14 protein-coding genes are annotated in these 14,590 nt (G+C 74.5%); 10 read left to right on the plus strand and 4 right to left on the minus strand.

What is annotated here, in order from left to right:
* Window positions 1–17 precede the first annotated feature (17 nt).
* The 6 genes from ACZ4K2_RS04530 (at window position 18) to ACZ4K2_RS04555 (ending at window position 5,838) form a co-directional block, all read left to right on the plus strand.
* Window positions 18–881, plus strand: a complete 864-nt coding sequence (locus tag ACZ4K2_RS04530) for an SCO6745 family protein (RefSeq protein ID WP_467470384.1) — start codon at window positions 18–20, stop codon at window positions 879–881.
* Window positions 882–1,485: 604 nt separating this feature from the next.
* Window positions 1,486–2,352, plus strand: a complete 867-nt coding sequence (locus tag ACZ4K2_RS04535; RefSeq protein ID WP_467470386.1) for a fructosamine kinase family protein — start codon at window positions 1,486–1,488, stop codon at window positions 2,350–2,352.
* 156 nt (window positions 2,353–2,508) lie between these two features.
* Window positions 2,509–2,700 (plus strand): putative ATP-grasp-modified RiPP, encoded by a 192-nt coding sequence (tgmA, locus tag ACZ4K2_RS04540; protein ID WP_467470388.1) that lies wholly within the window; start codon window positions 2,509–2,511, stop codon window positions 2,698–2,700.
* Between the two features lie 17 nt (window positions 2,701–2,717).
* The gene (gene tgmB, locus ACZ4K2_RS04545) at window positions 2,718–3,701 is read left to right on the plus strand and encodes an ATP-grasp ribosomal peptide maturase (protein WP_467470390.1); all 984 of its coding nucleotides are present in this window, start codon (window positions 2,718–2,720) and stop codon (window positions 3,699–3,701) included.
* 35 nt (window positions 3,702–3,736) lie between these two features.
* Window positions 3,737–4,624, plus strand: a complete 888-nt coding sequence (locus tag ACZ4K2_RS04550) for a Gfo/Idh/MocA family protein (protein ID WP_467470392.1) — start codon at window positions 3,737–3,739, stop codon at window positions 4,622–4,624.
* 107 nt (window positions 4,625–4,731) lie between these two features.
* Window positions 4,732–5,838, plus strand: a complete 1,107-nt coding sequence (locus ACZ4K2_RS04555) for a PP2C family protein-serine/threonine phosphatase (protein WP_467470393.1) — start codon at window positions 4,732–4,734, stop codon at window positions 5,836–5,838.
* 18 nt (window positions 5,839–5,856) lie between these two features.
* Here ACZ4K2_RS04555 and ACZ4K2_RS04560 read toward each other — a convergent pair whose 3' ends face one another.
* Window positions 5,857–6,297 (minus strand): Lrp/AsnC family transcriptional regulator, encoded by a 441-nt coding sequence (locus ACZ4K2_RS04560; protein WP_467470395.1) that lies wholly within the window; start codon window positions 6,295–6,297, stop codon window positions 5,857–5,859.
* Between the two features lie 24 nt (window positions 6,298–6,321).
* Window positions 6,322–7,671, minus strand: coding sequence for a transaminase (locus ACZ4K2_RS04565; RefSeq protein WP_467470397.1), 1,350 nt, complete (start codon window positions 7,669–7,671; stop codon window positions 6,322–6,324).
* A 342-nt stretch (window positions 7,672–8,013) separates the two neighbouring features.
* Here ACZ4K2_RS04565 and ACZ4K2_RS04570 point away from each other — a divergent pair, with 342 nt between their 5' ends.
* The 3 genes from ACZ4K2_RS04570 (at window position 8,014) to ACZ4K2_RS04580 (ending at window position 10,252) form a co-directional block, all read left to right on the plus strand.
* Entirely contained in the window at window positions 8,014–8,481 is a 468-nt protein-coding gene (locus ACZ4K2_RS04570; RefSeq protein WP_467470399.1) for a hypothetical protein, read from the plus strand.
* 283 nt (window positions 8,482–8,764) lie between these two features.
* The gene (locus ACZ4K2_RS04575; RefSeq protein WP_467470401.1) at window positions 8,765–9,385 is read left to right on the plus strand and encodes an L-threonylcarbamoyladenylate synthase; all 621 of its coding nucleotides are present in this window, start codon (window positions 8,765–8,767) and stop codon (window positions 9,383–9,385) included.
* A gap of 111 nt (window positions 9,386–9,496) precedes the next feature.
* Complete coding sequence (locus ACZ4K2_RS04580) at window positions 9,497–10,252, plus strand: dienelactone hydrolase family protein (RefSeq protein ID WP_467470403.1); 756 nt, start codon at window positions 9,497–9,499, stop codon at window positions 10,250–10,252.
* Window positions 10,253–10,309: 57 nt separating this feature from the next.
* Here the strand turns inward: ACZ4K2_RS04580 and ACZ4K2_RS04585 are convergent, their stop codons facing one another.
* A complete protein-coding gene (locus tag ACZ4K2_RS04585; protein ID WP_467470491.1) occupies window positions 10,310–12,673 on the minus strand; it encodes a M4 family metallopeptidase in 2,364 nt (787 codons plus the stop codon).
* A gap of 400 nt (window positions 12,674–13,073) precedes the next feature.
* Here ACZ4K2_RS04585 and ACZ4K2_RS04590 point away from each other — a divergent pair, with 400 nt between their 5' ends.
* Window positions 13,074–13,889, plus strand: a complete 816-nt coding sequence (locus tag ACZ4K2_RS04590; RefSeq protein ID WP_467470405.1) for an SAM-dependent methyltransferase — start codon at window positions 13,074–13,076, stop codon at window positions 13,887–13,889.
* A 164-nt stretch (window positions 13,890–14,053) separates the two neighbouring features.
* On the opposite strand, the gene ACZ4K2_RS04595 is transcribed toward ACZ4K2_RS04590, so the two are convergent.
* A complete protein-coding gene (locus ACZ4K2_RS04595; RefSeq protein WP_467470407.1) occupies window positions 14,054–14,521 on the minus strand; it encodes a MarR family transcriptional regulator in 468 nt (155 codons plus the stop codon).
* Window positions 14,522–14,590: the final 69 nt, after the last annotated feature.

Raw genomic sequence — 14,590 nt, forward strand, 5'->3', positions numbered from 1 at the left:
CAGGACGGGAGAAAACGGTGGCCGACACGATGGCGCGGGCCCTGTGGGAGCGGTACGAGCCGGTGCACGGCCTCGTCTACTTCACCCCCGAGGCGCACCGGGCGGCCGAGGACCTGGGGATGCGCGGGTTCTGGATGGGTTACTTCGCGCTGCGGGCCGCCCCGCTCGGCGCGGCGCCCCCCGCCGTGGTGGCGAGCTGCTTCTACGTCTTCCACCCCGCGCGCGTGGCCCGCGCCCTGCCGGACGCCTGGGCGCACGCCGCTCCGGCACAGGTGCTCGCGGCCCGCCGGCAGGCGATGGACACGGCCATGACCCGGCTGTTCGGGGCGGACACCGTCGGCTCCGCCGCGTTCGCCGAGGCCGCGGACCTGGCGTGGGAAGCCGCCGCGGCGGCGGACACCACGGGCCGGGTGCTGGCCGCCGCCAACCAGGCGCTGGAGCGCCCGGAGCGGCCGGCCGCCCGGCTGTGGCAGGCCCTGACGACCCTCCGTGAGCACCGCGGGGACTCCCACGTGGCGGTGCTGGTCAGCCTCGGCATCGGGCCGGTCGAGGCCATGGTGCTCAAGGCGGCGGGCGGCGAGTCCGACGGGGCCTTCCTGCGCGAGACCCGCAAGTGGCCGGAGGAGGACTGGGCGGCGGCCGTGGCGCGGCTGCGCGCGGACGGCCGGCTCGCGGCGGACGGCTCGCTCACGCCCGCGGGACGGGCGGTGCGCGCGGAGGCCGAGGCGCTCACCGACGCCGCCGCCGAGGGGCCGTGGGCCGCGCTGGGCGCGGAGCGCGGTGAGCGCCTCGCCGCACTGCTGGACCCGCTGGCCCGCACGGTGTGGGCGTCGGGTCTGTTGCCCCCGGGGAATCCGGTCGGGCTGACCCGGGTGGCGTAGCGGGCCGGCCGCCGCGGTCCCCCACCGGCCGGCCGGGAGGAGCGCGGGCCGCGACGGAACCCGGCCACCACCCGCTCTCCCGGCCGAGCCACCGCCCGCCTTTCCCGCCCGTTCACCGCCACCCCCGGCCCGTTCGCCACTCCAGCCCGGCCTGCTCGCCGCCCCAGTCCGGTCGGGCACCGCGACGGTCGCCATTCCGGCCCGGTCACCGCAGGACCCGCCCTTCCGGACCGTTCGCCACCCCGGCCGGCACCTCGGCGCACGCCGTCCCGGCCCGGCCACCGCGAGGCCCGCCCTCGCGACCCGTACGCCACCCGCCCTCTCGGCCCATGCACCGCCCCGGCCCGACGGGCACCGCGGCGCCCACTGTCGCCGCCCGGCCACCGCGAGCCCCGCCCTCCCTACCCGTTCACCACCCCGGCCGGACACCGCGGCGCACGCCGTCCCGGCCCGGGCGGGGCCCCTTCCGGTCGCTCCGGCTCCGGTGCCGGGGCGGTCGTAGGCGGACAGCGTTCCCGCCGGGGCCGAAGTTGTCCGATAACGGCCCTGCCAACGGCCGAAGTGCCCGACAGCGGGCCCCGTTCGGGGGCCGTACCCTGGGGCCGTGGTCAACCCAGACGAGGATCCGGGGCGGGCGGCGGCCCGGCTCACCGGGCGCCCGGTGAGCGGGGTGGCGCGACCGTCGGGCTCGCCCGCGCAAGTGCTCCTGGACGGCGGGACGCCGGTGATGGTCAAGCGGGGCGACGGCCCGGGGGCGGTACGCGCGGAGGTCGCGGGACTGCGCTGGCTGGCCGCCGCGGGCGCGGTCCGGGTGCCGGCGGTGCTCGGGCACGACGAGACGTGGATGGTGACCGAGCGGGTGCCGACCGGGTCGCCCGGCCCGGACGCGGCACTGCGTTTCGGCCGGGCGCTGGCCGCCCTGCACGCGTCCGGGGCCCCGCACTTCGGGTCGCCGCCGCCCGACGGGCCGCGCGACGCGTACATCGGCCTCGCCCCCATGCGCAACACGCCGGGCACGGACTGGCCGGACTGGTACGCGGAGCACCGGGTCCTCCCCTACGTGCGTGCCGCGGCCGACCGCGGCACGCTCCGCCCGGCCGAGACGGCCCTCTTCGAGCGGGTCTGCGCCCGGCTGCCGGAGCTGGCGGGCCCGGCCGAGCCGCCCGCGCGGCTGCACGGCGACCTGTGGAACGGGAACGTGCTGTGGGGGGCCGACGGCGAGGTCCGGCTCATCGACCCCGCGGCGCACGGCGGGCACCGGGAGACCGACCTGGCGATGCTCCGGCTGTTCGGCTGCCCGCACCTGGACCTGATCCTGGACGGCTACCGGCAGGCCGCGCCGCCGGCCGACGGCTGGCGCGGCCGGGTGGCGCTGCACCAGCTCTTCCCCCTCCTGGTGCACGTGGTGCTGTTCGGGCGCGGGTATGCGGAACAGGCGCTCACCGCCGCCCGGGACGCGCTCACGTCGTGAGACGGCGGCGCCGGGACGCAGCCAAACGGCCTCGTACGGCGTCCTTCCTTGCGACGCCCGCGACGGTTCCGCCCGGGGCCATGATCACGGAGCGTAAGGAAACCAATCATCCGTTCGATTCGTATAAGGACGTGAAAGCCTAGTCAGGGAGAGCCCATGCAACCGTTCACGCTCAACTACGCGCGCCCCGCAGTGCAGTTGGACGCCACCGCTCCGTACGCGTACGACTCCGGACTGCAGTTGAACGTCCTCCCGGACGGGCGCATCGCCGCCACCGACCAAGCGACCCTGAGAGCCCTCGGAACCACGACCTCGACCGCCGGTTCCAAGACGCACTTCGACGACTGAGCAGCGGACCGCGGACGATGACCGTGCTCATCCTGACCAGTCGGGAAGACGTGACGGCGGACATGGTGGTACTCCACTTGCGGGAGACCGGCGTGCCCGTCGTCCGCTTCGACCCCGCCGATCTGACCGCCGGGGTGGATCTCTCCGTCGAGTACGGGCAGGGCGCCTCCCGAGGGCGCCTGTCGGCCGGCGGGCGCCTGGTGGACACGGACGGCGTGCGCTCCGTCTGGGTGCGCCGGCCGGGCGACCCGGCCGCCCGCGCCGGCCAGCCGTCCGGCTGGCTGACCGAGGAGTCCTCGCAGGCGCTCTACGGCATGCTGCGCAGCACCGGCGCCCGCTGGATGAACCACCCGGACGCCGCCCGCCGCGCCCGGCACAAACCCTGGCAACTGCACCTGGCGCAGGGCAGCGGCCTCGCGGTGCCGGCCACCCTCATCACGACGTTCCCGCGGGCGGCGCGGGAGTTCGCGGGACGCTTCCCGGACCTGGTGGTCAAGCCGGTCTCCGGGGCCCACCCGCAGGAGCCGCCGCGAGCGGTGCCGACCAGCCGGGTGGCGCCGGACGCCGACTTCACCGCGGTGGCCTTCGGGCCGACCCTGCTCCAGCGGCGGGTCGCCAAGCGGGCCGACATCCGGCTCACCGTCGTCGGCCGCACCCTGCTGGCCGCGCGCAAGCCCGCCGCCCCGGACGCCCACCCGGACGACGTGGACGTCCGCTTCACCCCCTCGGTCTCGCCCTGGCTGCCCGCCGAGGTGCCGCCACGCGTCGCCGAGGGCGTCCTGCGCTACATGGCCGGTGCGGAACTGGCCTACGGCGCCTTCGACTTCGCGGAGGACGCCGACGGCGTCTGGTGGTTCCTGGAGTGCAACCAGTCCGGCCAGTTCGGGTTCGTGGAGCTGGACACCGGCCAGCCGATCGCCGCGGCCATCGCGGGCTGGCTCGCCGGCCGGGGTGACGCGGACCACAGGTGTGCGGACGGCGACCGGGGCGCAGCATCCTGAGGGTGCGGGGAACGGTTCGGAGAAGGGAACGCGACATGCGCATCGGACTGCTGGGAACCGGCCCGTGGGCGAGGACGACGTACGCCCCCGCCCTCGCCGCCCACACCGGCCTGGAGTTCGCCGGGGTGTGGGGGCGCAGGCCGCAGGCGGCCGCGGCGCTGGCGGAACGGTACGGCACCGCCCCGTACGCCGACGTGGACGCGCTGCTGGCCGACGTGGACGCGGTGGCGGTCGCGCTGCCGCCGTCCGTGCAGGCCGAGCTGGCGGTGCGCGCGGCCGGTGCGGGCCGGCACCTGCTGCTGGACAAGCCGCTGGCGCTCTCGGCCGCCGCGGGACGGGCCGTCGTGGCGGCGGTGGAACGGGCCGGGGTCGCGTCGGTGGTGTTCTTCACCGCGCGTTTCCAGAAGGAGCCGGAGGCCTGGATCGAGGAGCAGGCCGCGGTGCCGGGCTGGTTCACGGCGCGGGCCCAGTGGCTCGGCGCGGTGTTCACGGGCGACAGCCCGTTCGCCGCCTCGCCGTGGCGGCGGGAGAAGGGCGCGCTGTGGGACGTGGGCCCGCACGCCCTGTCGGTCCTGCTGCCGGTGCTCGGCGACGTACGGCAGGTCGTCGCGGCGGCACCCGGCCCGGCCGACACCGTCCACCTGGTGCTCGACCACGCGACCGGCGCGTCGAGCACGCTCACGCTGAGCCTGACCGCTCCCCCGGCGGCGGCCGGAGCCGGGGTGGAACTGCGCGGGGAGGCGGGCGTGTCGGTCCTGCCGGAAGCCTCGGAGGGAGCGGTCCCGGCGCTCACCCGGGCCGCCGACGCGCTGCTGCGGGCCGCGCGCACGGGCCGCCCGCACCCCTGCGACGCCGCCTTCGGCCTGCGGGTCACCGAGATCCTGGCCGCGGCGGAGGCCCGGCTGGCCGACGGCACACGGTAGGCGGCGGCTCCGGCGGGCCCGGGACGGCCCGCGGGGGCGGACTGCGGCGCCGCGGGGCGGACCGGCGCGCGGTGTGCGGGGCGCCGGGGGCGGCGTAGCTTGGGGATGTGGGATCGGTGCGCGACTGGTCGTCGCGCGGGGACCGAAGGCATCGCGGCTGGCTGCGGGGCGCACCGCCGCCGTGGTGGGTGCGCGTGCTGCCCGTCATCCTGCTGGTGGCCGTCGGCACGGCCGCGCTGGTCACCCCGCACGCGCGCGACCTCGGCTTCCTGCTGGGCGCGATCCCCCCGCTGGCGGTCCTGTCGTACGGCCCGCTGGCGACCGGCCTCCTCGGCCTGGGCGTGGTCGTGGCGCTGAACGTGCCGGCCACCCACCTGAACCGCCCCGGCAACACCGATCTGCTCACCATCGTGTTCGTGGTCACGCTGAGCGTGTTCGTGTCCTACGTGCGCAGCCACCGCGACGCCCAGCTCGACACGGAGCGGGCGATCGGCGAGGCGGTGCAGCGGGCCGTCCTGCCGCCGCTGCCCGACCGGGTCGGGCCGGTCCGGTGCGCGACCTATTACCGGGCCGCGCAGGACGGGACGCTGGTGGGCGGGGACTTCTTCGACGTGCGGGCGGGTCCGTGCGGGGTGCGCGCGGTGATGGGCGACGTGCAGGGGCACGGGCTGCGGGCGGTGGCCACGGTGGTGTCGCTGCTGGGCGCGTTCCGGGAGGCCGCCCTCGACCAGCCGGACCTGGAGTCGGTGGCGGCCCGGCTCGACCGCCGGCTGGCGCTGGACTCGGCGGACCGGCGGCACGCGGAACTCTTCGCCACGGCCCTGCTGGTGGAGTTCGCCGAGGACGCGGCCGCGGCGCGGGTGCTGGCCTGCGGTCATCCCGCGCCCGTCCTGCTGTCCGCGGGCGAGGCCCGCGAGGTGGCGGTCGCGCCGGGCCCGCCGCTGGGCCTCGGGATCGACGGCGGGGAACCACCGAAGGAGGTCACCGTGGCGCTCGGTCCGGACGACCGGCTTTTTCTCGCCTCGGACGGCGTGTGGGAGGCCCGGAACGCCGGTGACGCCTTCTACCCGCTGCCGGAACGGCTGGCCCTGCTGGCCGCCACGCCGTCCGCCGAGCTGCCCGAGTCGGTCTGGGCGGACCTGACGCGGCGGCACTACACGGTCCGCGACGACGCCACCATGCTGGTGCTGGGCCGCGAGCCGCCCGGCGGCTGAGCCGGGCCGGGCACCGTCTCAGCCCACGTCCCACAGGAAGCGGTGGGTGTGGATGCCGAAGTAGGGGAAGGAGCGGATCTCCCGGACGCCCTCGACGGGGCGCACCACGTCGTTGACGAAGTCGAGCAGGGCCTTGGGCGTGGCGGCCACCACCTCGGCGAAGAGGTCGAAGCCGCCCGAGGTGAGCACCGAGTAGACGACCTCGGGGCGGTCGGCGAGGGTGTCGGCGACGGTCCGGGGGTCGCCGTCGACGCCGATGCCGAGCAGGGCCATCGCCTGCCCGCCCATGGCCATCGGATCGGTGACCCCGACGACCTGGACGGTCCGGGAGTCCAGCAGGCGTTGCAGGCGCTGCCGGGCCGCCGAGGCGGACAGCCCGACCCGGGGCCCGAGGTCGGCGTAGGCGATGCGGCCGTCGGTCTGGAGTTCGCGCAGGATGGCGCGGTCGATGTCGTCCATTTCTCCCGGTCTCCCGGTCTCCTCTCAGCCGGCCAGTTCGGCGAGCGCGGCGGCGAAGACCTCGGTGTGGGTGTCGACGTCCCGTTCGGTGGTGTCCGGGCACATCAGCGCCATGTTGTGGAACGGCGTGAGCAGGATGCCCCGGTTGGCGAGGTAGAGGTGGAGGAAGTCCTCCAGCTCGGCGTCGGCGGCCGCCGCGGACTCCGTGCCGGTGCGCGGGGCCGGTGCGGTGAAGCGGTACTCGGTGCGGGCCCCGAGCCGGCTGACCGACCAGGGCAGCCGGTGGGCCTCGATGCCGGCCCGGACGCCCGCCTCGAAGCGTTCGGCGAGCGCGCTCATGCGGGCGAACGCCTCGTCGGTGAGGACGTGTTCGAGGGTGGCCCGGACGGCCGCGACCGACAGCGCGTTCCCGGCGAGGGTGCCGCCGACCCCGCCCATGTCGACGAGGTCCAGGTCGGTGCGGGCCAGCAGGCGGTCGGCGAGTTCGGCGGACAGCCCGTAGGCGCCGGCCGGGATGCCGCCGCCGATCGCCTTGCCGATGGTGAGGACGTCGGGTTCCAGGTCCCAGGCCGCCGTGCAGCCGCCGGGTCCCGCGGAGAAGGTGTGCGTCTCGTCGTTGATCAGCAGGGTGCCGTACCGGCGGGTGAGGTCGCGGACCCCGGCGAGGTAGCCGGGCTCGGGCAGCACGATGCCGATGTTGGTGAGGGCGGGTTCCATGAGGACGGCGGCCACGTCCCCGTGGGCCAGTTCCCGCTCCAGCCCGGCGAGGTCGTTGAACTCGGCGACCCTGCTGGTCTGGGTCACGTCGCAGGGCGCGCCGACGTTGCCGGGACGGGCGGTGCCGGTGCCGTCCGGGCCGGTGACGATCAGCGACTCGTCCACGCTGCCGTGGTAGCAGTAGCTGTTGACCAGGATCTTGGACCGGCCGGTGACGGCCCGGGCGAGCCGGATCGCCCAGCGGTTGGCGTCGGTCGCGGTGAGCGAGAAGCTCCAGCGCGCCGGCCCGAACCGCCGGGTGAGTTCGGCGCCCACCCACTCGGCGTCCTCGGTGGGCAGCATGGCGGTGGCGCCGCCCTGCTCGGCGAAGCGCCGCTGGACGGCCTCGGTGACGGCCGCGGGCGAGTGGCCGGCCATGGCGCCCGTGTCGCCGAGGCAGAAGTCGATGTACTCGTGCCCGTCGACGTCGGTGATCCGTGCGCCCCGCGCCCCGGCCAGGTAGCGCGGGAAGGCACCGGCGGTCTTGTTCATCCAGGTCATCGGCACCCGGCCGAAGAGGTGCCCGGCGCGCGCGTAGGCCGCGCGGGAGCGCGGGTTGCGGCGTTCGGCCTCGGCGCTCTCGCGCGTGAGCAGGTCGTGCAGACGGGCGCGGTCCATGGGACACCTCGACGGAGACGGCGGTGGAATGCCGTGAGACTACGGCGGGAAAGTGCTGCTTCTCAAGAGTTGACACTCGACTCAGTTGCGAGGACGACGGAATCATGTGTTCGGGCGGCGGATGGGCACGGATGGCGGGCCTGTCACCCCGCCCCCGGCGACGAACGAGCGCACGGTCTTCGAACATTTCGCCACAAACGCCATGCCGCGCCACCCCTTCCGCCGCGTAGAAATATCTACAACCATGCAGATGCCGGGTGGGTGTGCGGCCGCACGACGTGCCCGGGCGCGACCGTTCCCTGCGCTCGGGCAGGCGGGCGAGGACAGCTCGGAGCAGAGTGCATGGCGAACACGGTGTGGATGCGGGGCGTGGAGTGGCTGGCGGCGTCGGCGGCGGACCCGCGCGCCTGCAAGTGGGAGTGGGACCACGGCGAGGGCGTCGCGCTGCTGGAGGCCGGCCGGTTCTGGGACCTGCTGAGCGTGCCCGTCCGGCTGGGGCTGCTCACCCTGGACCTGCTGTGGCGGCCGTCGCTGCCGGTGCCCGGGCCGACGCTGGTGGACACGGCCGCGGGCCGGGTGGGGTTCCTGCTGCCGCCGGACCCGTCGGGCGGCTGGGTGGGCGCCGGCCTGCGGTACGCGGCGAAGGGCTCCTGGGTCGCCGTACCGCCGCCGTACCGCCCGGCCCGCTCCCTGGAGTGGCTGGTCCCGCCCGACGGCACCGGCTCGCTCCACCCGCCCGGCGCCCTGGAGGACGCGCTGCGGCAGGCCAACGGCGCGCTGGCGGTGCTCGCACCGTCGCGCGGCCGGTAGCGGCCCGTGCCCGCGTGCCGGGCGGCGTCAGGCCGGGTCTTGGCTCCGCCGGCGGCCCGAGGGGGGAGTGGGCCGCCGGCGGAGACGCCGCGCCCGGGGCGGGGGGACGGCCCCGGGCGGCTCACAGGTCGAATGCCCCTTGGTCCGCGAGGTACGCAGACGAATTCCGGACAGCTTCGGGCCGCCCGCCCGCACGCCGGATCACCGCCGGCCGGAGGACGGCCGGCGTCCGGCGGGACCGGGGGTGCGCGTGGGGCCCCGTGGGACGGCATAAGCTCGACGGGTGGCCAAGTACTTCGACGTGCACCCCGACAACCCGCAGCCGCGCAGCATCGCGCAGATCGCCGACGCGGTGCGCGGGGAAGCGCTCATCGCCTACCCGACCGACTCGTGCTACGCGCTCGGCTGCCGGCTGGGCAGCCGGGACGGCATGGACCGGATCCGCTCCATCCGGCGGCTGGACGACCGCCACCACTTCACGCTGATGTGCCGCGACTTCGCGCAGCTCGGCCAGTTCGTCCGGGTGGACAACGACGTGTTCCGGGCCGTCAAGGCGTCGACGCCCGGCAGTTACACGTTCATCCTGCCGGCCACCCGCGAGGTGCCGCGCAAGCTGATGCACCCGAAGAAGAAGACCGTGGGCGTGCGCATCCCCGACCACGTGGTGACCCAGGCGCTCCTGGCGGAGCTGGGCGAACCGCTGCTTTCCAGCACGCTGCTGCTGCCGGACGAGGCGGAGCCGCTGACCCAGGGCTGGGAGATCAAGGACCGGCTCGACCACGTGGTGGACGCCGTGGTCGACTCGGGCGAGTGCGGCACCGAGCCGACGACCGTGATCGACTTCTCCGGCGGCGAGCCCGAGATCGTGCGGCGGGGCGCCGGGGACGCCGGCCGCTTCGAGTGAGCGCGCGGAACACCGCGGGCGGGTGCGCCGTCCCGGCGTGACAGCATGGGACGCGGCCGCGGCGCCGGGCGCCACCGCGGCTCGCCGACCCCGAGGGAGGACCTTCCCACCATGACCGACGTCCAGGGAAACGTTGTCGAGATCCCGACCGAGGACGGTGTCGCCGACGCCTACCTCGTCCGTCCCGCCGACGGCCGGCCCCACCCGGCCGTGCTGTTCTACCAGGACGCCTACGGGCTGCGGCCGCACCTGCGGTCCATGGCGGACCGGCTCGCCGCCGCCGGGTACACGGTGCTGGTGCCGAACGTCTTCTACCGGCTCGGCCCGGCACCGGTCCTGGAACTGCCCGAGTTCATCGACCCGGGCGCCGACCCGACCATCTGGGAGCGGCTCGGGCCGATCGTGGCCGGGCTGACGCCCGACCTGGTCGAGCGGGACGCGGACGCCTACCTCCGCCGGCTGGCCGACGACCCCCTGACGGCGGCCGGCCCGGTGGCGCTGACCGGCTACTGCATGGGCGCCCGGCTGGCGCTGTGGACCGCGGGCGCCCACCCGGACCGGGTCGCGGCGGTGGCCGGCTTCCACGGCGGCGGACTCGCCACCGACGCCCCGGACAGCCCGCACCGGGAGGCCCCCCGGATCACCGCGGAGCTGTACTTCGGGCACGCCGACGAGGACCCGTCCCTCCCCCCGGAGCAGGCGGCGCGCTTCGAGGAGGCCCTGACCGCCGCCGGGGTGCGGCACACCTGCGAGGTCTACTCGGGGGCCCACCACGGCTACACCCAGGCGGACACGCCCGCCTACGACCGGGAGGCCGCCGAGCGGCACTGGGTGGCGCTGCTCGGCCTGCTCGGGCGCACCTTCTGACATGACGCGGCCCCGCACCCGGGGAACGGGGTGCGGGGCCGCGCCGGTGGGGGGTGCTCAGCCGGTCGTCAGGGACGTGTCGTCCACGACGAAGCTGGTCTGGAGCGAGGCGTCCTCGACGCCGTTGAACTTCAGCGTGACCGTCGAGCCGGCCAGCGAGGACAGGTCGAAGGTCTTCAGGCTGTAGCCGGAGGCCGCGTTGGCGTTCGAGTACGTCGCGAGCGTCTTCGAACCGGCGGTCACCGTCAGCTTGTCGTAGGCGGTGCTGCCGCTCTCCGCGGTGTCGATGTGCAGGTAGAAGGACAGGGTCGCCTTGCAGCCCGCGGGGATCGTCACCGACTGGGACAGCGAGTCGGTGTGCGTGGAGCCGTAGCCGTTGAGCCAGGCCTTGTAGGAGCCGCCGTGGGCCGGCTGACCGCTGTCGGTGGTGATGACGCCGCTGCTGGCGGTCCAGCCGGTGTTGCCGGACTCGAAGCCCTGGTTGGTGAGCAGCTGCTGCGAGGTGCAGCCGCCGCCGGTCGGGCTGACCGTCCAGGAGAAGGTCGTGGTGCCGGTGGCGCCGGTGGAGTCGGTCACCGTGACGGTGGTGCTGTTCGAGCCCGCCGTGGTGGGCGTGCCGGAGATCAGACCGGTCGAGCTGTTGATCGACAGGCCGGCCGGCAGACCGGAGGCGCTGTAGGTCAGCGCGCCGCTGTTGGTGCTGCTCGCCTGGATCTGCAGGCTGACGGCGGTGCCGACGGTGGCGGACTGGCTGCCCGGGTTGGTGACCGTCACCCCGTTGCTGGGCGGGTTGATGTGGCTGCCGACGTTGATGCCGGCGAACGCGTTGCCCACCCCGGCGTACTGCGCGGAGTTGGTGCCGTACAGCGCGGTCGCGGCGTTCAGGGCCGCGGTGCGGGCGGCGGCGTAGTTGGTGCTGGACGTCATGTACGACGTCAGCGCCTTGTACCAGATCTGGAGCGCGGCGGCCCGGCCGATGCCGGTGACGGCGACGCCGTCGGAGGTCGGGCTGTTGTAGGTCACGCCGTTGATGACCTTGGTGCCGCTGCCCTCGGACAGCAGGTAGAACATGTGGTTCGCCGGGCCCGAGGAGTAGTGCACGTCCAGGTTGCCGACGCCGGAGTACCAGCTGTCCGCCGACCCGCCGTCCTTGCTCGGCTTGTCCATGTAGCGCAGCGGCGTGCCGTTGCCGTTGATGTCGATCTTCTCGCCGATGAGGTAGTCACCGGGGTCCGAGCTGTTGTTGGCGTAGAACTCCACGCCGGTGCCGAAGATGTCGGAGGTGGCCTCGTTCAGGCCGCCGGACTCCCCGGTGTAGTTGAGGCCGGCGGTGTTGGACGTGACACCGTGGCTCATCTCGTGGCCGGCCACGTCCAGGGAGGTGAGCGGGTCGGCGTTGCCGGAACCGTCGCCGTAGGTCATGCAGAAGCAGCTGTCGTCCCAGAAGGCGTTCACGTAGGCGTTGCCGTAGTGGACGCGGGAGTAGGCGCCGACGCCGTCGTTCTTGATGCCGCTGCGGTTGAAGGTGTTCTTGTAGAAGTCCCAGGTCTCCTGCGCGCCGTAGGCGGCGTCCGCGCCGGCGGTGGCCGCGTTGGACGTGGTCCCGTTGCCCCAGGTGTCGCTGGTCTGCGAGAACAGGGTGCCGGTGCCCGACGTGGCGCGGTTCAGGTTGTACGTCTTGTGGCCGCCGCGCGTCGCGTCGGTCAGCGTGTACGTCGAACCCGACTGGGCCGTGGTGAGCGTGACCTGGCCGCTGTACTGGGTGTTGCCGACACCGGTGTCGACGGCCTGGTAGCGGTACAGCTCCTTGCCGGTGGTGGCGTCGGTGACGACGTGCAGCCGGCTGGGCGTGCCGTCCTCCTGGAGGCCGCCGATCACCGTCTCCCAGGCGAGCTTCGGGGTGCCGTCGCCGGCCCAGATCACCTTGCGGGCGCTGTCGGTGGTGGCCTTCCTGGCGTCCAGGGCCCGCGCGGTCTTCAGCGCCTTGGTCTGGGCGGCGGCCTTGGTGAAGGTCGCGGTGGTCGAACGCACCTGGATCTTGTGCTTGTTGTTGAAGGTCGTGCTCACGGTCCCCTTCGCCAGCGAGGCGGGCGGGGTGTGCACGACGAGGTCGCCGCCGAGCACGGGCAGGCCGGCGTACGTGCGCTCGTAGCGCGTGTGCACGGTGCCGTCGTTGTCCTTGACGACGTCCCTGACGACCAGCTTCTCCTGCGCGCCGAGGCCGAGGGTGCGGGCGGTCGTGGCGGTCCGCTGCTGGGCGCTCTTGATCAGCGCCTGGTGCTGGGCCGGGCTGAGCTTCGCCTCCAGGCCGCCGGTGCGCAGCGGGCCGGGGTGGGGGGCGGCCGGGGCGGCGGTCGCCGGGACCGCCTGGAGGCCGACGGCGAGGAAGGCCGCGGTGGACGCCAGGGCGGCTCCGACCATGGCGCTCTTGCGGGGAAGTGATCTGTGGGGTCTCACTCGTACTCCTCCTGCTGCGGCCGCGGATAAGCGGCCGGTGACAGACGGGCAGACGGGTCTGCTGCCCGGGTGAGCTGCGCTGTGCGGGACGTGATCCGTGAACCGGTGGGGTGGACCAGCACGCGGAGGGAGAATGGCAGCATTGACCAAGCCATGTCACCCAGCGGCCGGTCATTCGAGGGTTTTCCCTATCGCTCCGTCCGGCCCGACCGCCGGGTCCCGGCCGTTCTCCGCCCCGCCCCCGGCGGGCCCCGCTCCCCCGCCGGCCGCGCCCCGCGCCCGAACCGGGAGGTGGGGAGCAGGTGTTCGGACGTAGGTTGGGCCGTGGCTGATCCACGCCATGGCTGAAAGAAGGACACGACCCATGACCGATCCGGCGACGGCGCCCGAGCCGGCGAAGCACCACACCATCGACACCTCGGTGCCGCACTCGGCCCGCATCTGGAACTACTGGCTCGGCGGCAAGGACAACTACCCGGTCGACGAGGCGGCCGGCGACGCGTACACCGACGTCTTCCCGGGCATCGTCACGATCGCCCGCGGCAGCCGCGCCTTCCTGCGCCGCAACATCGCGTACCTGGTCTCCGAGGCGGGCATCCGGCAGTTCCTGGACATCGGCACGGGGCTGCCGACCGCGGAGAACACCCACGAGGTGGCGCAGCGGCTCGCCCCGCAGGCGCGGATCGTCTACGTCGACAACGACCCGATGGTGCTGGCCCACGCCCGCGCGCTGCTCTACTCCTCCCCCGAGGGCGCGACCGCCTACATAGACGCCGACGTCACGGACCCGGACCTCATCCTGGCGAGGGCGGCCGAGACGCTGGACCTCACCCGGCCCACCGCGCTCGTCCTGAGCAACATCCTGGGGCACGTGGCCGACTACGACCGGGCGCGCTCGATCGTGGACCGGCTCATGACGGCCCTGCCGTCCGGCAGTTACCTGTCCGTCAACGACGGCTCGCGCGGCGTCGACCCGGCCTTCGAGCACGCCCAGGACGCCTACAACAACAGCGGCGCGGTCCCGTACAACCTGCGCACGGTGGAGGCGATCACCGGGTACTTCGACGGTCTGGAACTCGTCGAGCCCGGCGTCGTCCCCGTCACCCACTGGCGCCCGGAGCCGGGTTCGCCCTCCCCGGAGGTCGTCGCCGAGCACGGAGGACTCGCCCGCAAGCCGTGACCGCCCCCGCCGCCGGCGGTACGGCCACCGCCTCCCCGGTCGCGGAGGCGGTGGCCGGGCGCCCGCGCACGCGGCCGGGGCGCGGTGCCGGGGCTGGGCGCGCGGGGCGACCGCCGCGCATGCTCTTGCCCCGTCCGGCGCCGGCCCCGCACCGGCCGGGGACCCTAGAGCGCGGGACCGCCGGTGTTGCGGATCATGCGCTGGAGCACCTTCAGGGCGACGACGTAGTCCGCGTCGTCGATGCCCTCGTGGATGCGCTCACGGATGGCCGGGGCGTGCCGCTTGAGGGCGGTGCGGGCCTCCTCCCCGGCCGCGGTGATGCCCAGCCGCCCGTCCCCGTCCCGGGTGAGCCACCCGCGCTCCAGCAGGTCCTCCGCCTCGGCCGCCAGGTCGTCCTCGGGGCGCAGGTAGTCGCTCATCACCGCCTCGAGTTCGGGGACGGTTCTGCCCCGGCCGTCCGGCCAGAGGTCGTTCGGCGACAGGTTGCGCAGCAGCCAGAACCCGGGCTGGGTGAAGCCCAGTTCGGCCTGCCGGGCCCGGGTGAACGCGATGAGCGCCTCATAGGCGACCCCGGTCCAGTACGCGGCCGGCTGGGCGGCGAGTTCGGCGTCGGAGAGCGGCTGCAAGGTCATGTGCGGTACCTCCTGCGGTGATCACTGACACCGGCACCGTAAAACCTCGACCAAGGTGTAGAGCAAGGG

The sequence above is a fragment of the Streptomyces sp. NPDC025833 genome, assembly GCF_055558055.1.

What these genes read in the sequence shown, in the direction of transcription:
- ACZ4K2_RS04595 (WP_467470407.1), bottom strand. Translation starts at nt 14,521, where the DNA reads ATGACCTTGCAGCCGCTCTCCGACGCCGAACTCGCCGCCCAGCCGGCC.
- tgmB (WP_467470390.1), top strand. Translation starts at nt 2,718, where the DNA reads ATGACCGTGCTCATCCTGACCAGTCGGGAAGACGTGACGGCGGACATG.
- tgmA (WP_467470388.1), top strand. Translation starts at nt 2,509, where the DNA reads ATGCAACCGTTCACGCTCAACTACGCGCGCCCCGCAGTGCAGTTGGAC.
- ACZ4K2_RS04580 (WP_467470403.1), top strand. Translation starts at nt 9,497, where the DNA reads ATGACCGACGTCCAGGGAAACGTTGTCGAGATCCCGACCGAGGACGGT.
- ACZ4K2_RS04550 (WP_467470392.1), top strand. Translation starts at nt 3,737, where the DNA reads ATGCGCATCGGACTGCTGGGAACCGGCCCGTGGGCGAGGACGACGTAC.
- ACZ4K2_RS04585 (WP_467470491.1), bottom strand. Translation starts at nt 12,673, where the DNA reads ATGGTCGGAGCCGCCCTGGCGTCCACCGCGGCCTTCCTCGCCGTCGGC.
- ACZ4K2_RS04565 (WP_467470397.1), bottom strand. Translation starts at nt 7,671, where the DNA reads ATGGACCGCGCCCGTCTGCACGACCTGCTCACGCGCGAGAGCGCCGAG.
- ACZ4K2_RS04560 (WP_467470395.1), bottom strand. Translation starts at nt 6,297, where the DNA reads ATGGACGACATCGACCGCGCCATCCTGCGCGAACTCCAGACCGACGGC.
- ACZ4K2_RS04570 (WP_467470399.1), top strand. Translation starts at nt 8,014, where the DNA reads ATGGCGAACACGGTGTGGATGCGGGGCGTGGAGTGGCTGGCGGCGTCG.
- ACZ4K2_RS04590 (WP_467470405.1), top strand. Translation starts at nt 13,074, where the DNA reads ATGACCGATCCGGCGACGGCGCCCGAGCCGGCGAAGCACCACACCATC.